Annotated in this window: 24 protein-coding genes; 7 read left to right on the top strand and 17 right to left on the bottom strand. The window is 63.6% G+C overall.

What is annotated here, in order from left to right; all coding sequences use genetic code 11:
* Window positions 1-79 precede the first annotated feature (79 nt).
* The gene (locus LZ005_RS07215) at window positions 80-1,891 is read left to right on the top strand and encodes a M2 family metallopeptidase (RefSeq protein ID WP_237806163.1); all 1,812 of its coding nucleotides are present in this window, start codon (window positions 80-82) and stop codon (window positions 1,889-1,891) included.
* Between the two features lie 134 nt (window positions 1,892-2,025).
* Here LZ005_RS07215 and LZ005_RS07220 read toward each other — a convergent pair whose 3' ends face one another.
* A complete protein-coding gene (locus LZ005_RS07220) occupies window positions 2,026-3,786 on the bottom strand; it encodes a diguanylate cyclase domain-containing protein (RefSeq protein WP_237806165.1) in 1,761 nt (586 codons plus the stop codon).
* Window positions 3,787-3,934: 148 nt separating this feature from the next.
* Window positions 3,935-4,099 (bottom strand): hypothetical protein, encoded by a 165-nt coding sequence (locus LZ005_RS07225; RefSeq protein WP_237806167.1) that lies wholly within the window; start codon window positions 4,097-4,099, stop codon window positions 3,935-3,937.
* A 142-nt stretch (window positions 4,100-4,241) separates the two neighbouring features.
* Between LZ005_RS07225 and LZ005_RS07230 the strand changes: the two genes are divergently transcribed.
* From LZ005_RS07230 to LZ005_RS07240, 3 genes are read left to right on the top strand one after another with little or no spacing between them, the layout of a single operon-like run.
* On the top strand, window positions 4,242-5,519 hold the full coding sequence (locus LZ005_RS07230) for a DUF1593 domain-containing protein (RefSeq protein ID WP_237806169.1): 1,278 nt from the start codon (window positions 4,242-4,244) through the stop codon (window positions 5,517-5,519).
* A 21-nt stretch (window positions 5,520-5,540) separates the two neighbouring features.
* The gene (locus LZ005_RS07235; protein ID WP_237806171.1) at window positions 5,541-5,963 is read left to right on the top strand and encodes a hypothetical protein; all 423 of its coding nucleotides are present in this window, start codon (window positions 5,541-5,543) and stop codon (window positions 5,961-5,963) included.
* A 12-nt stretch (window positions 5,964-5,975) separates the two neighbouring features.
* Window positions 5,976-6,425, top strand: a complete 450-nt coding sequence (locus tag LZ005_RS07240) for a hypothetical protein (RefSeq protein ID WP_237806173.1) — start codon at window positions 5,976-5,978, stop codon at window positions 6,423-6,425.
* Here LZ005_RS07240 and LZ005_RS07245 read toward each other — a convergent pair whose 3' ends face one another.
* From LZ005_RS07245 to LZ005_RS07285, 9 genes are all read right to left on the bottom strand, one after another.
* Window positions 6,426-7,115: a DUF4336 domain-containing protein gene (locus LZ005_RS07245; RefSeq protein ID WP_237806175.1), complete on the bottom strand. Its 690-nt coding sequence runs from the start codon at window positions 7,113-7,115 to the stop codon at window positions 6,426-6,428.
* A gap of 86 nt (window positions 7,116-7,201) precedes the next feature.
* On the bottom strand, window positions 7,202-7,702 hold the full coding sequence (locus LZ005_RS07250) for an HNH endonuclease (protein ID WP_237806177.1): 501 nt from the start codon (window positions 7,700-7,702) through the stop codon (window positions 7,202-7,204).
* 21 nt (window positions 7,703-7,723) lie between these two features.
* Entirely contained in the window at window positions 7,724-8,098 is a 375-nt protein-coding gene (locus LZ005_RS07255; RefSeq protein WP_237806179.1) for a VOC family protein, read from the bottom strand.
* Between the two features lie 879 nt (window positions 8,099-8,977).
* On the bottom strand, window positions 8,978-9,214 hold the full coding sequence (locus LZ005_RS07260) for a DUF6429 family protein (RefSeq protein ID WP_237806181.1): 237 nt from the start codon (window positions 9,212-9,214) through the stop codon (window positions 8,978-8,980).
* 97 nt (window positions 9,215-9,311) lie between these two features.
* Window positions 9,312-9,878, bottom strand: coding sequence for a hypothetical protein (locus tag LZ005_RS07265; RefSeq protein ID WP_237806183.1), 567 nt, complete (start codon window positions 9,876-9,878; stop codon window positions 9,312-9,314).
* A gap of 32 nt (window positions 9,879-9,910) precedes the next feature.
* Entirely contained in the window at window positions 9,911-10,459 is a 549-nt protein-coding gene (locus LZ005_RS07270; protein WP_237806185.1) for a hypothetical protein, read from the bottom strand.
* Between the two features lie 89 nt (window positions 10,460-10,548).
* Complete coding sequence (locus LZ005_RS07275) at window positions 10,549-11,145, bottom strand: hypothetical protein (RefSeq protein ID WP_237806187.1); 597 nt, start codon at window positions 11,143-11,145, stop codon at window positions 10,549-10,551.
* A 120-nt stretch (window positions 11,146-11,265) separates the two neighbouring features.
* On the bottom strand, window positions 11,266-11,607 hold the full coding sequence (locus tag LZ005_RS07280; RefSeq protein ID WP_237806189.1) for a hypothetical protein: 342 nt from the start codon (window positions 11,605-11,607) through the stop codon (window positions 11,266-11,268).
* A gap of 66 nt (window positions 11,608-11,673) precedes the next feature.
* Window positions 11,674-12,105, bottom strand: coding sequence for a hypothetical protein (locus LZ005_RS07285; protein WP_237806191.1), 432 nt, complete (start codon window positions 12,103-12,105; stop codon window positions 11,674-11,676).
* Between LZ005_RS07285 and LZ005_RS07290 the strand changes: the two genes are divergently transcribed.
* A complete protein-coding gene (locus LZ005_RS07290) occupies window positions 12,067-12,729 on the top strand; it encodes a LuxR family transcriptional regulator (RefSeq protein ID WP_237806193.1) in 663 nt (220 codons plus the stop codon). The genes LZ005_RS07285 and LZ005_RS07290 overlap by 39 nt on opposite strands.
* Here LZ005_RS07290 and LZ005_RS07295 read toward each other — a convergent pair.
* On the bottom strand, window positions 12,715-12,948 hold the full coding sequence (locus LZ005_RS07295) for a DNA-binding transcriptional regulator (RefSeq protein WP_237806195.1): 234 nt from the start codon (window positions 12,946-12,948) through the stop codon (window positions 12,715-12,717). The genes LZ005_RS07290 and LZ005_RS07295 overlap by 15 nt on opposite strands.
* A gap of 117 nt (window positions 12,949-13,065) precedes the next feature.
* Here LZ005_RS07295 and LZ005_RS07300 point away from each other — a divergent pair, with 117 nt between their 5' ends.
* The gene (locus LZ005_RS07300; protein WP_307727780.1) at window positions 13,066-13,647 is read left to right on the top strand and encodes an acyl-homoserine-lactone synthase; all 582 of its coding nucleotides are present in this window, start codon (window positions 13,066-13,068) and stop codon (window positions 13,645-13,647) included.
* On the top strand, window positions 13,644-13,895 hold the full coding sequence (locus LZ005_RS07305) for a hypothetical protein (protein WP_237806197.1): 252 nt from the start codon (window positions 13,644-13,646) through the stop codon (window positions 13,893-13,895). Before LZ005_RS07300 ends, LZ005_RS07305 begins: the two co-directional genes overlap by 4 nt.
* On the opposite strand, the gene LZ005_RS07310 is transcribed toward LZ005_RS07305, so the two are convergent.
* Genes LZ005_RS07310 through LZ005_RS07330 form a run of 5 tightly spaced genes read right to left on the bottom strand, consistent with a single transcriptional unit; the run spans window position 13,870 to window position 21,333 of the window.
* Complete coding sequence (locus LZ005_RS07310) at window positions 13,870-14,856, bottom strand: hypothetical protein (protein WP_237806199.1); 987 nt, start codon at window positions 14,854-14,856, stop codon at window positions 13,870-13,872. The genes LZ005_RS07305 and LZ005_RS07310 overlap by 26 nt on opposite strands.
* 1 nt (window position 14,857) lies before the next feature.
* Complete coding sequence (locus LZ005_RS07315) at window positions 14,858-15,427, bottom strand: DUF4255 domain-containing protein (protein WP_237806200.1); 570 nt, start codon at window positions 15,425-15,427, stop codon at window positions 14,858-14,860.
* 52 nt (window positions 15,428-15,479) lie between these two features.
* The gene (locus tag LZ005_RS07320) at window positions 15,480-16,547 is read right to left on the bottom strand and encodes a hypothetical protein (protein ID WP_237806203.1); all 1,068 of its coding nucleotides are present in this window, start codon (window positions 16,545-16,547) and stop codon (window positions 15,480-15,482) included.
* Window positions 16,548-16,594: 47 nt separating this feature from the next.
* A complete protein-coding gene (locus tag LZ005_RS07325; protein ID WP_237806205.1) occupies window positions 16,595-17,944 on the bottom strand; it encodes an ATP-binding protein in 1,350 nt (449 codons plus the stop codon).
* Window positions 17,941-21,333 carry a contractile injection system tape measure protein gene (locus LZ005_RS07330; RefSeq protein WP_373889309.1) on the bottom strand — a complete coding sequence of 1,131 codons (3,393 nt, stop codon included), beginning with the start codon at window positions 21,331-21,333 and terminating at the stop codon, window positions 17,941-17,943. Before LZ005_RS07330 ends, LZ005_RS07325 begins: the two co-directional genes overlap by 4 nt.
* Window positions 21,334-21,378 lie beyond the last annotated feature (45 nt).

Consider the following 21,378-nt stretch of genomic DNA (forward strand, 5'->3'; position numbering starts at 1 on the left):
CAGCCGGCAGCTACCGCCGCCTGCGCGCCGGGTGTAGACTGCGGCTTTCCATTTTTTTATCAAAACAAGGAGAGTGGGTATGCAAGCAGCTACACTGCGCGTGCTCGTCGCCGCCGCGGCCATGAGCCTGGCTGGCTGGGCGCAGGCCGCCAAACCGACGGTGGCCGATGCGGAGAAGTTCGTGAAAGACGCCGAAGCGCGCCTCGAGAAGCTGGCCATCGACGCCGGCCGCGCCGAATGGGTGGCCGAGAACTTCATCACCGACGACACCGAAGTGATCACCGCGCAGGCGGGCGAGCGCTACCTGACCCTGTCCGGCGAACTGGCCCTGAAGGCGCGCCAGTTCAACGGCCTGAAACTGCCTGAAGCGACCGCGCGCAAGCTCAAGCTGCTGCAGCTGTCGCTGATGTTCTCGAACGCCGAGGACCGCGCCGACTACACGCGCCTGCTGGCCAAGCTGACCGGCGCCTACGGCAAGGGCAAATACTGCCCGAAAGACGGCAACGCCTGCATGCCCCTGGGCGAACTGGAAAAGATCCTGGCCGAGAGCCGCGACCCGGCCCGCTTGAAGGAAGTCTGGCTCGGCTGGCACAACCAGGCCGCCTCCTACAAGGACGACTACGTGAAGTACACAGCCCTGTCGAACAAGGGCGCGCGCGAGATGGGCTTTGCCGACACCGGCGCCTTCTGGCGCTCCAACTACGACATGCCGCCGGCCCAGTTCGCGAGCGAGATGGAGCGCATCTGGCAGCAGGTCAAGCCGCTCTACGACGCGCTGCACACCTACACGCGCTACAAGCTGCGCGAGACCTATGGCCCGCAGGTGGTGCCCGCGAGCGGCCCGATTCCGGCCCACCTGTTCGGCAATATGTGGAGCCAGAGCTGGGAGAACCTGTATCCGCTGCTGAAGCCCGCCGTGGCCCAGTCCAGCTATGACCTGAGCAAGGTGCTGGAGAGCCGCAAGACCAGTGCCGTCGACATGACCAAGTACGCCGAGCGCTTCTACACCTCGCTCGGTATGGAGACCCTGCCGAAGAGCTTCTGGGAGCGTTCGCTGCTGACCAAGCCGCGCGACCGCGAAGTGGTGTGCCACGCCTCGGCCTGGGACATCGACGGCGACATGGACGTGCGCATCAAGATGTGCATCACCCCGACGGCCGAAGAATTCAGCGTGATCCACCACGAGCTCGGCCACATCTACTATGACCTCGGCTACCGCAAGCAGTCGTTCCTGTTCAAGAACGGCGCCAACGACGGCTTCCACGAAGCCATCGGCGACACCGTGGCCCTGTCGATCACGCCCGACTATCTGCAGAAGATCGGCCTGATGACCGAGACCCCGGACCCGGCCCAGGACATCGGCCCCCTGCTCCAGCGCGCGCTGGCCAAGGTGGCCTTCCTGCCGTTCGCCTACACGGTGGACAGCTGGCGTTGGCAGGTCTACGGCGGCCAGGTGAAGCCGGCCGACTACGACAAGGCCTGGTGGGCGCTGCGTGAAAAATACCAGGGCATGATGCGGCCGGAGCCGATCAGCGCGAACGGCTTCGACGCCGGCGCCAAGTTCCACGTCGCCAGCGACACCCCGTATGCGCGCTACTTCCTGGCCCACATGCTGCAGTTCCAGTTCCACCGCGCCCTGTGCCGCGAAGCCGGCTACACCGGCCCGCTGCACCGCTGCTCGATCTATGACAACAAGAAAGCCGGCGCCAAGTTCCAGGCGATGCTGCAGATGGGCGCCTCCAAGCCGTGGCCGGAAGCGCTGAAGGCCGTGACGGGCGAGGACCGCATCGACGGCGGCGCCCTGCTCGAGTACTTCGCGCCGCTGAAAGCCTGGCTGGACACCCAGAACCAGCAGCTGGCCGCGGCCGACAAGGCACGCAACAAGTCCTAACGGAAAAATGGGGTCAGACCCCATTTGTTTGTACGGAAAAAATGGGGTCTGACCCCATTTTTTCTGTGACGCAGCTTTTCTACACACCGCGAAAAAATGGGGTCAGACCCCATTTTTCTGTGGCGCAGCTTCTTCTATAGGCCGCGCGCGAGCTGGGTGCGGGTGTCGCTGGCCACCACGCGGTTGCGGCCCGCTGTTTTGGCGCGGTAAAGGGCTGCGTCGGCCGCAGCCAGCAAGGCCGCGGCACCCTGAGCGTCGACCGGCACCCAGGCCGCCACACCAACGCTGATGCTGACTGTGCCCAGACGCGAGCGTTCGTGCGGAATGGCCAGGGCGCGCACCGCCTCGCACAGGCGTTCGCCCAGCGCCAGAGAGGCATCGAGATCGGCCGCCGGCGCGATGAACACGAATTCCTCGCCGCCGTATCGCGCCACCAGATCGCCCGCGCGCTGCACGCAGCCGCCCAGCGCCGCAGCCAGACGGCGCAGGCAGTAGTCGCCAGCCGGATGGCCGTAGGCGTCGTTGTAGCGCTTGAAGTCGTCGATGTCGATCATGCCCACGGCCAGCGGCTGCTGCAGGCGCAGCGCGCGCGCCCATTCGGATTCGAGCGCCAGGTCGAACTGGCGGCGGTTGGCCAGGTCGGTCAGACTGTCCGTCACGCTGAGCGCCTCCAGCTGCACATTGGCCGCCTGCAGGGCGCTGGTGCGCTCCTCCACACGCGCTTCCAGCTCACGTTCCTTGGCCTTGAGCGACTCCACCAGCGCATGCTCGGCGCGCAGCGCGGCACGCTGGGCCTCGGCCCGCTCGCGCCGCACCGTGTTGAAGCGGTCGGCCAGCGCAAAGGCCAGCACCATCATCTCGATGGCGGAACCGATCTGGGTGCCATAGTTGGACGCCACGTTATGCGGGAACAGGCCAAGCGCCGCCAGCGAGGACGCCGAATTGCCCAAAAACGCCAGCCCGAAGGCGGCCAGGAAGAACCAGGCCGCACGCTGGCGGCGCCACGCGCCCAGCACGCACACGGCCAGCAGGAACAGCGAGGACAGGCCCCAGATCAGGGTGATCGGCCGGGCGATCAGCTGGTAGTACTGCACCACCGCCAGCGGCGTCAGCGCGCAGAACACAGCCAGGCCAAGGACGATCTTATCGAGCCGCGGCATACGCGTGCGCATTTCCAGCATCACCCGCATGAACATGGCAAAGCAGGCGCCGGCCAGCGAGAAGCCCACCGCCGCCGCATAGTTCGACCAGGCCAGGGCCTGCGGCCACAGGTACTGCTTGGCCAGGCCATTCTGCGCGGCCAGGGCAAAGGCCATGGTCACCATGGCCAGCACGTACAGCGCATACACGCGGTCACGCAGCGCCACGAACAGCACCAGATTAAACAGGGCCATGGCCAGCACCATGCCGAAGTAGGTGCCCTGCACCAGATGATCGTCTTCCTGATGGATGCGGAAGTCCTGCGGCTGCCACAGGCGCAGCGGCACCAGGGTGCTCCCGGGCGACTGCACGCGCAGGTAGAGCTGCTGCACCTCGCCGCCCGCCACCTGCAGCGGGAAAGCGAAATAGCGGTGGCGCAGCGGGCGCGTATCGAACGGCAGATAGCTGCCCGTGTGGACCTGCGCGATGCTGCCATTGGCATGCACGGTGTAGAGCGTCAGATCGCCCAGGCGGGCATTGGCCACTTCCAGAATCGCCGTCTGCGCCGTCGGGGCGCTATTGCTCAACTCAAAGCGCAGCCAGAACGCGGAATGGGTATAGCCGAAGGACAGGGCCTCGCCACTGGGCGGGGCAGGACGGAAGCGCTGGGCCAGCGCGGGCGCGCGCACTTCTTCCAGACGCAAGGTACGGGCGGGATCTTCCAGCACATCGACCTGCTCGCTAAACTGCAGCATCGGCGCGCGCGGCGCCGCGAGATCGAGGCTGGCGGCAGGGACAGGGCCGGTCAATAACAACAACAAACAGCAAAGCAAAAGGCGGGACAGCATCGGGGTCACCAGGCCAAACGGGACCCATAGTATAGCCTGCCGCGCTCGCTTTCTCTCAGCGGCGCACGAGCGCCCAGCCCAAGGGCAGGCCCAGCACGGCGCCGCCAGCCAGACCGAGGCCAACGTAGCCGAACGCGATGCCCGTGGCCAGGCCGACGGCAACGCCGACGCCCATTCCAGCCCCCAGCACGCGGCTCTGTTCCTTGCTCATGAACTTCATAGACTCCCCAGAGAGAATTGCAACTTCATAAAGTGTTGACGAAGTTATCACAGAATAGAAGACTTTGGCCGTCCGGTCAATTGTCCAAAAGGACGACGCCCCTGCTCTGGCGGCCCGACGATGCTGCTAAGATGCTGGCACCATGAAACGCCGCCAGCTCCTCGCCGCCCTCCCCTTAAGCCTGCTGTGGACGCAAGCCGGCGCCGCACCGCTGCGGCCGCGTGTGATTGTGTCGACTGATATCGGCGGCACCGATTTCGACGACTTTCAATCGCTCGTGCACCTGCTGCTGTACACCGACGTCATCGACCTGGAGGGCATGATCGCCTCGCCCTGGGGCGAAGCACGTGAGCGCAAGCGCCATCTGCTGGACCTGGTGGACGCCTATGCGCGCGACTATCCGGCCCTGCGCAGCTGGTCGGCCGCCTACCCGGCCCCGGAACAGCTGCGTGCGCGCTGCAAGCAAGGCGCCCAGGACCTGGCCGACCAGCGCGGCTGGGGCGAAGCGACCGAAGGCTCGGACTGGATCATCCAGTGTGCGCGCCAGCCCGACCCGCGCCCGCTCTGGGTGCTGCTATGGGGCGGCTACGAAGACCTGGCCCAGGCCTTGCACGATGCGCCCGACATCGCGTCCAAGCTACGCGTCTACATGATCGGCGGGCCAAACAAAAAATGGTCGACCCAGGCCTACGACTATCTGGCCACGGCCCATCCCACGCTCTGGCTGATTGAGAATAACGCCACCTATCGCGGCTGGTTCACCGGCGGCGAGCAAGGCGGGGAATGGGGCAACACCGGCTTCATCGCCCAACACGTGAAGGGCAAAGGCGCGCTGGGCGACTACTTTGCGCGCATCGCCAGCCAGATCAAAATGGGTGACACCCCTTCCCTCGCCTATCTGCTGCACGGCGACCCGGAGCACCCCGAGCACCCCAGCTGGGGCGGACAATTCGTGCGCGCCTGGGACCGGCCACGCGTGCGCTTCACGCGCCCGCCGCAGGCCGACGACGTGGTCGAGACCTTCGCGCTCGTCGAACTCGTGTACCAGCCGGCGCACCCACCGGCGGCAGCCGCGCGGGCGCAGCTGGTGGTCGACCAGCAGCGCTTCAACGGCTATCCGCATGCCGATGGCAGCTGGCGCTTTCTGTTCTCGCCCAAGGAATCGAAGACCTGGCACTACCGCGTCGAAAGCACCGACCCCGGCCTGCATGGGCAAAGCGGCGCCTTCACCTCGCGCCCGGCCACGCCGGCCCAGGCGCTGCAGCCTTCCACGCGCTACCCGCACTGGTGGACCGACAGCCCCGATCCGCAATTGGCCGAAGGCCCGCACCAGGGCGCGCGCAGCATCAGCCGCTGGCGCCAGGATTTTCTCCGTGATTTCGCCGCACGCCTGCAGCGGGCTGCGGCGCCCCGTGTTTAACCAAGACAGAAAGGAATCGCCGTGTTGAAGTCGATCGTATTTGTACTTGCCGCCGCCACCGCCATCGCCGTCCAGGCCAAACCTGCGTTCACGGGCACCGATTACAGCGGAGTCTACGACTGCAAAGGCAAGGACGATCACGAAGGCGATTACACCGGCACCGTCACACTGCAGCTGGTGCCGGCACAAAGCGTAGGCGAATACGGCGCCTACCAGTTCAAACTCGAGGTGCCCGGCTATGGCGCCTATCCGGGCCAGGCCGCCGCCCACGGCAAGCAGATGGCCATCCACTTCGCCCTGACCGACCAGAGTACCAAGGACTACGGCACCGGCATTGCGAGCTTCAGCAAACGCAAGGACGGCAAATGGAGCTTCCGCAAGTTCTACTACGAGCCCGAATTCAAGGGCGGGAACTTCGGCATGGAAGACTGTGTGCGCCGCTAACCGGAAGCCCCTGTGCGAATCAGCGACGAACATCGGCTGGCGCCGATCCTCGTGTGCGGGGCCCTGAGTGCCGGCCTGGCCACCTTGGCCGCGCTGGCATATCGGACCGAGCACGCCGCCGCACTTGCACCGCTTGCGGCGGCAACGCTGGCCTTCATCGCCAGCTTCGTCCTGGGGACACTGCTGCCCACGCGCGCGCAGGCCTGGCGCTGGCTGTGGTTACTGGTCGCCGGCCTGTCCTTCCTCGCCGCGAACCTGATCTATCAGTCGATGCTCGGCTCGCCCTCGACCCTGATCCCACAGACACGCGGCGAAAACGCCCCCGGCGTCAGCCTGTTGGTCCTGCTGGGCGAGCTGGTGTTCGGATTGGGCGGCGCGGTCCTGCTGTCGCTGTGCGGTGGCGTGGCCCTGTTGCTCGCCTGGCTGATGGGACGCAGACGACGCGCGACGATCATCCGCTGATCAGCGCGGGGCGGTGCTTAGCCACGCGAATGCCGATGACAGCTGGACCTTCGCGTCGTCCACCACAATCTGGTCGTGAGCGAGGATGACACGCCCGACCGGCAAGCGCAGCAAGGGCGCCACCGAGGCAGCCAGCGCTGCGCGGTCTTTGACTGCGAGCTTCATCGTGGCCGACATGCCCAATTTGCCGTAGATTCCAAGCAGGCGCCCCAGCGTACGCACCAGCCAGGACGGATTGGGGCCGACACAGAACAGCAGGTCCGTCAGAATCAAGCTGCCGCTCGGTGCATGAAACCACACCGTTTCGTTCAACAACGGCAGCCCTTCAATGAACTGTGGCACCAATTCCGACGCCCACGGCGTATCGTCCCTCAGCACCGGGAGATGAGCTAGGTCCGGGCGCTTTTCAGCGAGGCCCGGCGCGATCCAGCCCTGGGCATGAGGAAAGGCCGCAAGGAAGGCGGAGAAGAACAGGTGGTGGCCCTTGTTTGGCGCCACCACATAGCGCACCTCACCCAGCCGCGCCACTTCTTCACGCAGCGCATCGGACAGGCGAATCGGCGAATGCACCCACAGTCCGCCGTCGGCCAGACGTACAAGCGTCATCCGCGTAGCGAGCTGAATGGGACCAAAGGCAAGCAATTGTTCGGAGCACCAGATGCGCCCGGGGACGACTTCAGACAGCGGCATTCTCAAAGTTCACTTTTTAATCAAGCTGCAGATTTTTAAGGCGGGCGAATACGAAACACGCGGCGTGGATAATCGTGACAAACGACCTAAAGCTGGTAGCTCACCTTGGAATCGTGGAGCTGGACTTTACCCGACGCCTGCAAGGCCGCGACAATCGCCTCCACTTCAGCGGAAGCAATTCCGGGAAACAGCGTGGCGATGCTGTTGGTGAGCGTCTTCAGCGTGCGCGGTTTGGCGGCCTTGCGCGCCACCAGATTTTCCACCACTAGCTGGAACTTCGCCTCAGGACCGGGCCGCGGATTTTGCGTAGCGGCTGGCGGGCTATCGGCGCCGCGCGAGGGATTAGGACATTTGAAATCGCCGCGCTGATTCAACACGACGCGAAATTTATCCTTCAGCGACATGCTGCCCAAGAGCGCATTCACCGCCTTACAGCAAGCGACGCAATTGCCATCCGCATTCGAGCCGCCATGCGCCGACGCCAGCAAATGCTCAACGCTGGCCTCGGCCCGCTGAAGCGGCAGATCGCAGAAGAAGCAACGTCCGCCTTGGACAAACAGAAGCCGATCAAGCGGTGTGGTAGGCATGGGGTTCCGATCTCCCGCAGATTATTTCTGAATGACCTGGCCGATGCGCAGCAGGTTGCCATCCGGGTCGACCACGGCAAATTCGCGCAGGCCCCAGGGTTTATCTTCCAGCAGATCCATACGCGGGATGCCCCGCCGCGGCAACTGCGCCGCAGCAAAGTCCCGATACAGGGTTTCCACATCGCCGACGCGCAGATAGCAGCCCGCGAAGGAATGCTCCGGCACCAGGTCCTTATGCAGGAAAAAGTGCAGCTCTATGTCGCCGCGGCACAGAATGGCATACGCATCGTTAAACGAATGCGCGTCACCTTCAAAGCCGAGCCGCCGGTAAAAGGCCAGCGTCGCGCCAATCGACCGGCTGGGCAGAATGGGAATCGCTAGATCGTGGGCTTGCATGTTGTTCCTTTCGGCTTGCGTCATTTGGAGCGGCTGATAAGCAATCACTCCTACCCGTCACGTTACAGAGACAATTAGGCCGGCAACCATTTCGGCGGCGTCACTATCAAGCAAACCATCGCCGCATTATGCAGTGCATCTGCAGCGAATGCGGCAACATTCGACATTAGTTCGCAAGTGTATGGAATCAGCAGCGCCGGAGGTGTCCGCAGGAAATCCAAGTTGGACGAAAGGCATCCGCTCTCACCTTTTGTGAGGCCAAAGAGCTGACGCTGCGCCAGCGAAAGCGCCAACAAATCCGGCGCGATACCAGTCGACCTCTGACGATGCGCCGATGTAGCCGGTGTACAAAATCGTACCAAGAGCGGCGCCAAGGGCTATGAATAGACTTTGGGGCAAGCGTTTGAATTTAATCTCCATATTTAGGCCAAACGTACGGGATAAGCGGCGCGGTTTAGCGCGGCCGAATTAATTGAATGGTTGGGCAATTTTCTATACATGCTCGGCAGCTAGTGTGATCTGGGAGCGATGGGCACCCAAAACAAATGCAACAGAATCATGGCAATCCCACCGAGCATGGCTAACGCCATAGTCATCAAGAATGAACCCATGTGCGGACCTATCGCCATACTCAAAAGAAATGGAACCATGGCGATCGATGATGTCCACTTCACTGAAACAGCCCCCCCGCAACGAGCGCATGTGACAGATCGGGCGGGACCCACCATCATTTTTCTCCAGCTGGACATTGCTTGAGCCCCGCAATGCGGACAAGTTAGTTTCGGTTCCATTGAATCCTCATGGTAAAGCGCAACGTCTCAATTTAGCCGCGCCGAAGGGGCCGGCTGGAATGCATGGTTGGGCAAACACGGTGCGTCATTACTTGCCATTACCGCTCCCAAAGAGTTGCACGAGCAATCGAGTGGACTCGGCCATGCCGCGTTCAGTGAGTGCCACAGATTTCGCCTTTCCGACGGGCTCGGAAATCAACCCTTTTGCATGGAGGCGATTCATTGCATCCCAATCAAAAGTCTTCCACACTCTATCGCCGTCGTGGAGGCAGAGCTGCAACAGCGCGAGTATCGCGTCGTCGATTTTTTCGAGGTCAAGATTCACAGAACGCCTCCTCGCGCCTAATGTTCAAGCTAACCGGCACGACAAAGCGCAGCGTTGGCGTGTCCAGCGAGCAAAGCGAGCGAGGTTGAACATGTTGTTAGGCATTCCCGACATACGCCACGGCCCCGACTTCCCTGGAACAAAAACCAAGTCCCCTGGCTTCATAGAGTAGAAAGATAGCCTTAACTACCGGGCGAGCTAGTTGGAGCTCTGCACAGATTGTTTCGCCGCGCAGCCACTGTCCTTGCTTGCAGTCTTCTAGCATTTGCAAAAGCGCATCCATCTTCGCTTGGTCCTCATAGAGTGCGCACAAATACACAACGTACTTGGGGTCTTGTACGGAGATTCCGTTGACGTATTTTGCCCCAATTGCGTGTGACCCGACGATATACCCCTGCGATTCGAGGATAGCAAGCGGCTTGCCGTATTTTGAGTAAAACTCTTCGTCAAAAACGACTCTGGAAGTATCGGAATTGACCAAGGCCCGATAGATGTTTTCCGAGACTTCGCGAATTTGCGGATGAAGTGACGAAATCGGATCTTCGAGCGAACGCAGCCGCTTCTGGATGGCTGCTGAATCAATCTCAGTCTGAATTTGGATCAATGTCGGAACGAACGGAAGTGAAGATCCGACGATGCGCGCAATAGACATTAGCCATTTCATGGTGATTTCCCTCTTAAGGCCTAATGTCCACGCTAACCGGACGTCCGCTTGTGGGCGGTCCGTGTTGGGCGAGAGGTTATGCGTTTTTCAGCTTCGGTAGCCTTTGGCTCGTTTAGCTCTGGATGTTCTACGCCAAAGCACGTTGCCGATATGTAGCCACAGATGTAATCAACAACCTTGCGAAGTAGGGCAGCCTCGTCGAACTTGGCGTCGCGCTTAAAGCGTGTGAAGTTCTTTCCTAAAGGGCTGCCAATCCTTGTGATATCACCTTCAGTGATCTTCTTGTGCAACTCGTGGGCACACTGGTTCCGAAGTTTGTTGAGATTCCGAAGGGACGAAACTATGGGGTCGGAGAGGCACTCTAGAGCTTCTGCGAGAACCAACTTCTGGTGGTAGTTAAGGTTCCCATTTTCAATGACCTTGTCTCCACGTGGTAGCCGGAAGTTAATTAGACGTTCGAGTAAGTTTTCCGAAAAGAGATGGGCTCGCAGAATAAGCATTATTGGATCTTTCTCTGCCCCAATTGCCTGTTGGAATTTTTCAAATTCCTTTTTCTTTCCAAGTTCCTCTAGATTATCCATGCGGCAATTCTCCTGGGAATGAATACGCATAACGTTCAAGGTCAGGGGCCGGGCGCGGCTTTATGCGCCTGGTCCCCTGCGCCGCAGGGCTAGCCCTGCACTGCAAGGTCGAATTCTTCAATTGACTTCCAATCGTGCGCCTCGATGTCTTTGACGGTCCAACATCCCTGGGCGGAGTAGAACAAGAGGTAAGCGAAGCCGTGATACTTCTCATAGAACTGTCCAAGAGGTAGCTCGTCCTTTGGCGAAGAGCGCTTTGTGCTTGCGTGAGCCGTTCTATTTCTAATCTTTCTGAACTGTGTCCCGAACTCGGTAGGGACTTCCACTTGATAGACGGAGATGTGATTTTCCCAGGACGGCGCGTAACCACCATTGATCGTGTCAACTCTGTTCTTCAGCAGCTTCTTAACTTCACAGTTGAATATTTTGTCGAGCACTTTTCCTTGTAAATCTTCAGTGTTTCGGAGGTCACGCTTGATACAACCGACATAGAACTCATAGAGATGGTGAAGAAAACTGGCATAGGCATCGTGGCACCGTATCTTTATGGCCTTTTCGCGGCGCCCCATAATGTTCATCTTTGCCAAGGCAGCGAATCGTTCAAAGCTGTCCTTGCAGAGAACAAGCTCGTGAACGAGCGTTGTCGTAAGCGCCTGATCTGTTTCATCGCCAATTTCAAACTTCATGGTTCATGTGCAATAGCAGGGTTAGAGAGCCGATAGGTGTGGAGGGCTAACGTGTGCAATAACCGGCGGCTGGAGCGCGCAGCGCGTAAGCCGTCCGGTTGATTGAATGGTTGGACAAAATCATGGCGAATCTCCTGCGCTGAACTTGGCACTTAAAGCGATGCCCAGCAATACAATTAGCATTGAAAAGCCGAAGCCAAGAGCGCCAAGTTTAGAGAGCCTACTTTGCAAAGCTTGACGTGCCGCTAGAGCCAAGGCCCCAAAGAACAAGACATAGAAAGTAATTGTTAAGGTAGTAACCACGGGCGCCGCGTAACCAGAGCCGCATGTGAGCTCTTTCCCGCCATCATTAACCGGAGCGCAGAAAAGCGATGGCGAAAATGTCTCGAGCACGAAAAACGATCCGATAGCTGTGCCAAAGACGACTACAGGTAACCATCCGGAGAGCGTGCTTCGATTCATGCGGCAGTCCAACGTGTAATAGCTACCCGAAACGGTGCAGTTCTTTCCGACAAAAGCATGTAGCTCCTACTCGGAAATGAATTCAATTTCAGCAATATTAATATTTGATTTCAATTTATCACACCCTAAAGCCATACCGCAAACACCCCTCCTCCTCTGCTGCCAGAATTGCGGGCCGTTTCCACACAGCAGATTTGGGCATTGCCCATGTCGCCGCGTTTTTAACCTTGTAGGCAAGCCGGCTAGGCACTTGCCGCAAATCTCACGAATAACCACGGCAATAAATCCCGCAAAACCCGGTCGCCCAACTTTCTTTCCAGTTTGTATTAAAGAACCACATTTCACAACCGAAAACATTTTCGTATTTGCATTATTTCGGTTGACTGGAGAGAAACAATGTTGACGATGGATGATCTGCTCGCTTTGTTCAGTGCAACCAATGAACAGCATTGGAGCCAGATGCTCTTCAAGCTGGCGCGCAAATGTGGCTTCGACCATGCTTTGTTCGGGGTGATCCCCAATCGCAATACCCCTTTGCATGCGGCCTACCTCGCCAGCAATTACCCGAGCGAATGGCGCCAGACTTACGACCGCAAACAACTGCATTACGTCGATCCCACCGTCAGCCATTGCCTGCACAGCAGCTTGCCGATCGTCTGGAAGCCGTCGATCTTTCTCGGCGAGCGTCAGTGCGCCCTCTACGAACAGGCCGCCGGCTATGGCCTGCGGTCGGGTGTCAGCCTGCCGCTGCATGGGGCGGGCGGCCAATTTGGGGTCTTGAGCTTCGTCGGGCCCGACGCCGAACATCTGGGTCGCCAGGGCAATCTGCAGGAGTTGGCCATGCTGTGTTTGCTGCGCGACTATGCGCTCGAATCGGCCCAGCGCTTTGTCGATCCCAAACCCGATCAGGTTCAGGACGGCATCAATCTGACCGAACGCGAGCTTGAATGCCTGCGCTGGGCCATGCTGGGCAAGTCCTCGTGGGAGATTTCGCGTATCCTGCGCCGCTCCGAAGCAACGATTAATTTTCACCTGTCGAACACGAAGAAGAAGTTCGACGTTCAAACGCGCCAGCAGGCGGTTGTGAAAGCCATCAAACTCGGCCTGCTAATGCCGGCCTGAACTGTCGCCTTCCATGCTGCGGCGCTGCGCCGCGTCCAGATCGGCATCGCTGACGGCATCGGCCACATACAAGGCAATCAGGATCGCCAGCGAGGGCGCAAGCACGCCGCCTTGCTCGATACGGCTTCCGCAAGATTGGGTCACGCCAAAGCGGCGCCAGAAGTCCGCCTGGGTCTCGCAGCGCGATTTGCGCAGCGCACGTATTTGTTCCCCGTTCATGGTGACAGTCTAACGCTGTCACCTGTCGCCTCGCCGCCCAACCTAGTATTTCTGATAGTTTCGAAAATATGCGTCATGCATAAACATGGAATTCCCGCTAACGCATGTGGAGTTACCATGAGCCTGCACATCGAAATTGCCCCACGCCGTCAATTCAGCCAGCCGGACCTGTGGGCCATGCACCGGCTGCGCGCCAAAGTCTTCCGGGATCGTATGGGCTGGGACGTGCCGATCATGAGCGGCATGGAAATTGACGGCTACGACGCCATCGATCCCTACTACATGCTGATGCGCGCCGATAACCATGTCATCTGCGGCTGCTGGCGTCTGCTGCCGACCGAGGGACCGTATATGCTGAAGGACACTTTCCCGTCCTTGCTGCATGGGCAAGCGGCGCCCTGCCATCCCACAGTCTGGGAACTGAGCCGCTTCGCCATCGAGACGGGCGAGGCTCAGACGTTCGGCTTCTCCGAACTGGCCCTGCAATCGATCGGCGAGATCATCGATTATGGCTACCGCGCGGCCATCTCCCAATATGTCACCGTCACCACTACGGCCATCGAACGCATGTTGCGTCGCGCCGGTCTGGTCATCGAACGCTTTGGGCCGCCGCAGCAGATCGGTGTCGAGCGCGCGGTCGCGTTGATGGTGGACATCCCGGCCTCGCACACGGCCCTTCACTCTGGCTGGGCCTCATGAAGCGTGCACCGCGTACGCTCACGCCGGCCTTGCAGCACGGCACATCCGACAAACCAACGAAGCATGGGCCGGGCACTACGCTGGACAACAGTCCACGCCAACAGCGGCAACGGGCCCTGGCCGCGCAGATCCAGCAAGGCAAGCCGGGCGCCGCAGCGGCCAGGAAGGAACTCGCGCTGCTGAACGCCGCCCTCGCCGAGGAAGAGGAAGAACAACGCAAGCTCAAAGAAAAACAAAAATCTCGCTGATGCCGGGTGCCGCGCCGGCCACCGGACTATCGCCCCGGGCAAACGGCAGACGGATCGCCCCGCCCGCCCGCGCGCCTGGCTTGGACAGCGTGAACTGCCAATCGAGCGGACGTTCGGCCAGCTCGATCGGGATGGCCGACGTAAATTGCCAGCACGGCGGCTGGCCGCCCAGACTTGCCGCCTGGAAGACAATCGGCGGCGGCGGGTCGCTGGTGGCGGTGGCCTGGCCCTGCACCTGCCAGCCATCCAGATCGAGCCGCGTACAGCTGATCGTGTAGCGCCAGATCGTGGGCCGTGCCTGCAGCTGCCAGGTCCAGCGACCGGCAAACGGGCCGAACAGAGCGAGCGCTCCCCACAGCTTGGCCTTGGCGCCTTGATAGAGGAAGAAGTCCAGCTGGGCCGCGCCGTCCTGCAGCAGGCGGTAGGCGCCATCGGGCAAGCCGCGCAAGTCGAGCTCGACGGCGCTCTGCGCCGCGGGCCCGGTCTGCTGCTGCCACACCGTCTGGCCGCGCCGGTCCTCCACGCTCAGCAGCGCAGCCGTGAGCGGCGCCGCCGGCTGCCACAGAAATTGTGGTGGACGCAGCACACGTGCGCTGGCATCAAACGCGGGCTGCAATTCTGGGCCGGACAAGGCGTTGTCGGCGTAGAACAAGCTGTTTTCCAGGCTCAGGCCGCTGCTGCTCCCCAGGCTCAGGGCGCCCTGGTCGATGGCGCTGTAATTCAAGAACCAGGCATCGTCGCAACTGAGCAGAAACAGCAGTGGCGGTCCCTGTTCGAGCGTGGCGGCCAAGGCCGCATCGCGCGCAAACAGCGTGCAGGCGCCGGCTTGCGGCAGGCAGGCGACCCCGCAGCATGCCAGACGCGCGGCCGTCGCCGCATCGGGCCGCAGCTTCAGGGGCGCCGGCGTGCCGCTCGCAAAATACGTGTGCGAAATCGTCAGGCTGCACCAGGGCGCGGCCATCTCAGTTCTCCAGCGAGGCCGCCGGCGTCTGCACGGTCGGAATCGCGTTGATCGTCCAGGCATTCTGGACGGTGATCATGCGCAGTTTGTAGACCGCCGAAGGTAAATAGTTATTGCCCAGAACCGCCCACAAGGTGCTCAATTCAGCCAGGCTGAGACTGACGATTTCCATCGTCAGCTGAGCCATATCGGCAGGAAAGCGCGCCGAGTTCTGCGGATCGAACAACTGGCGCGCCTGAAAGAAGCCCATGCAGGCGCTCAGCATCTTGAGCGCATTGTCGTAGTTGTTCGGGTAGTTCGCCGCCACCAGCACGTACAAGTTCAGATACAGCGTCGGGTTGGTCTTGGTATAGGCGCCAGCGGCCCCCGCCACAAAGCCGGTGGAGCCGATCGCGGTCTCACGTTCGAGGTTGACCAGTGACAGCACCACCCGGTTCTCATTCGGATCGAGACCGCCAGCGGCGGGCGAGGCCACACTGCCCAGCACCGCATGCTTCTCGCCACCGCCGAAACTGGCGCTGAGATAGGTATTCAATTCCGTGAGTACGAAACCCAGCGCAGTATCGATCATCGTGTCTCCTCAGGGATGCGGAACGCCGCCGTCGGCGTTCCGCGAAGCGCAATCAGGCCGCTTCGGCCACCGTTTCGTCCTGCACCGGGGCCGGTGCCTGGCTGGCGCCGACCGGTGCCTGGGTTGGCGCCGGCGTGCCTGCACTCTGGCCACTGCCGCCCGATGCGGCCGGTGCCGGCGGCGGCGCCGCAGTCACCAGGGTCCAGCTCGCGTAGGGCGTCGAGCTCCAGGCAATCAACACGTCGCCGCTGCGCGCCGTAATGCCGTTCGCCGGATCGCCCGTCAGATCGGTAATGGTGAACGGCGGCACATTGGTGATCTTGGTCAGCGCCGCGCTGCACGAGCCAGCCGCGGCCGTGGTCCCGGCCTGATATTTCAGGCTGGTCAGCGTGAACAGCTGGTTCTCGCCATACAGCACGAAACCATTCGCGTAGTTGCCGCACAGGTTCTGCACGGCCACACGTGCCGTCGGCAGGCTGGTGCCGGCCGAGGTCACCGGCACCCACGAACAGGCACAGCCGGCGCCGCCAAAATACAGGCTGGACGGGCCGCTGCCGTTGCTCAGCGTCAGCAGCACACCGGCCGTCGGATCACCCGCCATATCAGTCACCTTGCCGGGCGCCGGCAGCTGGGCCAAGGGCACCCACTCGTTGGCGCTGGTACCGCTGAAGCACCAGGCATAGATGTTGGTGCCGTCGGTCACGACCAGACCGTTCATCAGATCACCGCACATGGCGACGATGTTGCTCATGCCGGCAGGCGCGGCCAGCTTGTTCCATACCGCGCCCGTCACGCCCACCCCGGTCAGGAAATAGATGCTCTTGGTGTCGGCCACGGCCACGCCATTGGTCAGATCGCCGACCAGATGCACGGGCGTCAGCCCTTTCGGCATCGCGCTCGAGGCGGTGCCCACCGGTGCGGCCGCCGTAAAGCTCTGCAGGGCGCCGCCGATCAGCGCGGCGACCCCATTGACGGCCGGCGGCTTGGGGCCGGCGAAGGTGCCGGTGATGGTGCTCGGCGTGACCGCGGCGCCAGCACTGGCGGGCGCCGGTGTCGGGGCGGCAGACGGCGTGCCATTCTGGTTTGGCGGATTGCCTTGCGATTTAGCTGGAATTGCCATGTTGCTCCTCCTTGGTGAGTACTACGGGGTCAGAAAAACATCGTGCTTCAAATCAGCCGTCCTTCCTTGCGCAGCTCGCGCTCCAGCCCCAGGCGCAGATCGGCCTGACACAAAGACTGGTCGCCACGGCGGAGCGCCGCCTGCAGGGCGTGGCGCAGGATATTGCCCACCATGCCGCCGCTGATTTCGTACTTGTCGGCCAACTGCACCAGGTCGACATCGGGACCGAGCCGGCTGCCGTCGCCGCAGGCCTGGCGCCACAGACGCAGCCTTTCCTCGGCCTCGGGCGCGGCGAAATAGATGGCCGCCTGAAAGCGGCGCGCAAAGGCCTCGTCCAGATTCGACTTGAGATTGGTGGCCAAAATGGCGATGCCGGGAAAGTCCTCGATCCGCTGCAGCAGATAGGCCACTTCCTGGTTGGCGTAGCGGTCATTCGCGCTCTGGGTGGCGCCGCGTTTGCCGAACAGGGCATCGGCCTCGTCAAAGAACAGAATCCAGTCCTCGTGCTCGGCCTGGGCGAACAGGCGGCCGAGATTCTTTTCCGTCTCGCCGATGTACTTGGAAACCACCTGCGACAGGTCGATCCGGTACACGGCCCGCCCGCTGCGCTTGCCCAGCAGACAGGCGGTCAGCGTCTTGCCGGTGCCCGGCGGCCCGTAGAACAGAATCCGCAGGCCGGGCCGCAGGTGCTTGCCCAGGCCCCAGGCTTCGGTCAGCGTGGCGCCCTGTTCGATCCAGGCATGCACCTCCTCGAGCGCCTCGGCCAGGCTGGGCGGGGTCACCAGATCATCCCAGCTCAGCGCGCTTTCCAGCCGCCTGGCCGGGAACTCGGCGCCAAAGACTGGAGCATACGGCGCGCCGGTGGTCAAGGCGTGCAGGCGTGCCGGCGGCACCCGCAGTATGCTGGTGAACAGGCCGCCACTGCCGGGCTCCAGCTCAAGCAAGCGTGCGCGGCTGAACCGATGATCGGGTTCGAACAGACGCGCCAGCTGCAGGCGTTCGGCCAAGCGCTCGCCGGCCAGCACGAAGGCGGCCGTTTCCAGGGTCGGCTGGAATACGCCATGCGCCCCGCCCACGCCGCCAAACTCGGTGAAACTGCGCTCGGTGTTGACGTTCTTGATCAGGAAGGGATCGAGCAGCTGCGGGCGCAGATGACCAAGCATGGCCAGCATCAGCACAAAACGCTCGGCAAATCCGAGGCCATGGGCGTGCACGGTCTCGGCGTAGCTGCCGGGCGCCGTGGCCAGGGGCGGCGGCGTCAGCGCATAGACGCTGTCGACAGCGCAGGCCTGCTCGAAGTACAGGCGGATGCCGGCATCGATCACCGAGGCGGCCCAGGCCAGCTCGGCCTCGAGCACGGCCGCGTTGTCCTGCAGTGGCGGATGCGTGTCTCTCATTTCCAGCTCACCCACACGATGTCCTTCATCCACGACAAGCGGACCGTGCCCAGCGCCCACGGTAAGGTCGTCAACAGCACGTCAAACGGGCGCTCCGGCACGCGCACATGCCAGTTGCCGTCCTTGCGGCGTAATTCACCGGCGCGTTGCAGAAAGGTCTGCTGCAGGCCCTCCGGACTGGTATTGCCGAGCCGGCCCCAGTGCGCGATGACGGCCGCCAGCATCTCCTCGCACAGCCTGCGTTCATCCTCGCTCGGCCCGTCGCACGGCAGCAGCGCAGTCTCCAGCGCCAGACCGCACAACAGCTTGGGCAAGGCCAGCTCCTCTTCGCAGCTGCTCCAGCGGCCCCAGACCAGGTAGTCGAGCAGGTGCACGGCGCGCATCTGGGCCGCCTCGTCGCGGAAGGCCGCGCCGGCGGTCAGCCCCAGGCGCGCAAACAAATGGCCGAAGAATGGCCAGAGCAGCACCATGCCGGCATTCGCCAGCTGGATCGGCACCTCCTCCGCCAGCGGCGCGGGCGGCAGGCGCGGCGCTGCTGGCGGCGGCCGCTGCTCCAAATGCGCCAGCAGGCGCTGTGCCGCCCTGCCCTCCGCCGCAGCCAGTTGCCCCGCCCGGCGCCGCCAATCGGCCAGCAGGCGCGGCCAATCGAGTAGCGCCTCCTGCCACGCGCGCCGCCCCACCGCCTGCAGCCAGGCGGCCAGTTCGGGACGGCGCCGGCCGGGCCCGAGTTGGCGCAGCAGTTCCACATCCAGCAGCTGCAGCCAGAAATCGGCGGCGACGCGCGGCGCCAGCGCGGCCAGACTACTCGCCATGGCGGCGCGCCACCACAGCAGCGGGCCAGCCCGCTGCCCCAGCAGACTGCGCAAAATCTGCGCGCGCAGCGCGGGTGGCAGCAGGTGCGCCAGGCGTTCACGCTCCAGCGGGCGGGCCAATGCCGCACGCAGCACGGCCAGGAAGACGGCCGGGTGGTCCGCCAGCGCCGCCGCCACGCGGGCCAACAGCGTGCCGGTCTCCGGCGCCTCGCGCCAACGCGCGCGCCAGGCGCTCGGGCCCAGTCGCAGCAGGCGCTCAAGCGCCTCGGCCAGTACGCGAGCCGGTGCTTGGTCCGGCCAGCGCCGCTCTTGTGCAGGGGCGCTCGGTGGTGGCGGCAGCGCGAGGCCGGCGCGGCGCAGCTGGGTCTCACACAAATCGGCCAGGGCCGCGAAACGCGGATCGGTGCACCGGGCCGCGGCGACACGCCACAGACGGCGCCAATAGGCGCTGGCCGCGCCCGCGCGACGCGCACCGAAGGCCGTCAGCACATCATGCAGCGCGGGCGCCGGGGTCCGCTGCGCGAGCACAGCCAGCATCGCGCCCCAATCGGCCGCGCCATCGCCGCCCGCCTCCAGCAAGGTGGCGAGCGCACCGGCCCAGTCGGGCGCCAGTTGGGCCAGCAGAGTTCGCAGTGATGTCAATGGCAGATAATCGGCCAGCCGCTGTGCGAGCTGGCCGTCGGCGTCGGCGCGCAGCGCAGCCAGCACGGCGGCGGGCGGCGCCAGCCTGGGTCCGTCGGCCAGCACCTGTCGCCACTGGGCGCCGCCGGGATTGCCGCTGGCCAGGAAATCCCAACCCGGCACGGCCTGCACCTGCGCCTCCTGCAGCGAGCGCAGAACGGCTGGCAGCTGGCGGTCCTGGGCGGCCAGGATCCGCCCGCTGGCAGCCGCCGCCAGGGTGCCCAGCAGATCGGCATAGGCCAGACCGTGGCGGCGCGCCAGCTGGCGCACCAGATGGTCCACGTAGCTGCGATCATTGAACCAGGAGCCGCGCTCCAGCACCAGGCTGCGGACGGCGAATTCGCGCACCGCACGCGCCATCCCGGCCGTTGGCGTGCCTGCGACAGCGCCGCCGACTGGCGCGGGCGCGGCGGCCTCGCTCCGGCTGGATCCGAGCCATTGCGCATGCAGCGACAGCAGCAAGGCGGCCAGCGCTTGTTCGGCCAGCGCCGCCTGTGCCAGGCTGCCGCCTTCGCGCGCCAGTTCGGCCAGCACCCGGTGCACATCCAGCCCCTGGCGCCGCGCCAGCCGCCGCACCAGTTCGCGCAGGGCCGCGCGTGTCGGCAGGCGTCCCGGCGCCACGCGCGCCAGCAGGCCACGCGCCATCTGCCGCTGCGCGGTCTCCTCGCGGCCATCGGCCGGCTGCTCGCGCTGCAGTTCCTCAAGCACGCGCGCAAGGCGCGGGCGCCGTCCCGCCGCATGCTGCCATTGCGGCGCGGTGCACAGCGCATCGAGCCAGTCGCGATAGCGGCGCCCGGTGGCAGCCGCAGTGCTTTCGATCAGGCGCCGCACGAAAGCGCGCGTATTGAAATGCGAGCCGCGCTCCACCAGCAGAATCTGCAGCACCAGCCCCCACAGGCGCAGGCCGAAGCGGCGTCCGTCCTCCTGCGCCAGGCGCTGTCTGTCCTGGGCGGCCTGCACGGCATCGACGGTGCCGAGCACCCACTCGTCCTGCTCCGGTTCCAGCACCCGCACCACCGCGCGCAGCCGCTGCGCGCCCGCCTGCATGGCGAGCCGCGTCCGCACGGATTCGTGCTGGCCCAGGCTGCGCAGCAGCTCGCGCAGTGCATCGGGCTGCTCGGCGATGGCGCGCTCGAGCAGATCGCCCAGGCCTAGCAGGCTGACGCCCGCCTCGGCCGGGGCCAGCACACCGTGCCAGAGCACATGCGACAAGGCTGCCAGCGGCGTGGACGGCGGCGCTGCGGTGAGCTCGGCCTCGGGCACCAGCGCGCCATACAAATCCTGCAGCAGCACCGGCAAACTCAGGCCGCGCGCCTGCGGCAGGCCGGGGCGCGCGGCGACGGCCACCAGCGCGCCCAGCAGATCACGGTAGCTGATCCGGTAGCGGCTCGCGATGCCGGCCAGGACGTGCGCCGCCAGGGCCCGCGTATTGAAGTAGGAACCGCGCTCGAGCAGCAGGTAGCTGAAGACAAATTCCCATACTGCCAGCGCGAATTCGGCACGCCCCGCTGCGACCAGTGGCCGCTGCCGGTGCGCCGCCACCACCTCCGTCACGACGGCCAGCACGGTTGCTGCCTGTTCCGGCTCCAGGCAATCCAGCACTCCCGCCAGCAGCGCTGGCGCCAGCATGGCCAGCCGGCGCCGGACCGCGAACTGGCGCCCGTGCCGGCGCAGCAGCGCGGCCGCGTCGGGCAGCGCCAGAGCGGCCCGCAACAGCGCGGCCAGCTCCTGTACCGGCGCGCCATGCAGCCAGGCCGCAAAGCGCGTCAGGGGTTCCGGTTCGGCCGCCACCAGCTGCGCAGCCTCGCGTTGCAGGCCCCGCTGACCAAGCAGGAAGCTGCGCATGGCCGCTTCAATGCGTGGCCCGAGTTCGTGCTCCATGCGGTCAAGACACACCTGGCCCAGATCGAGCACGATGCTGGAGTAGCGCTGCGCCGTCTC

The organism is Massilia sp. TS11 (genome assembly GCF_022012445.1).
GTDB lineage: Bacteria > Pseudomonadota > Gammaproteobacteria > Burkholderiales > Burkholderiaceae_D > Telluria.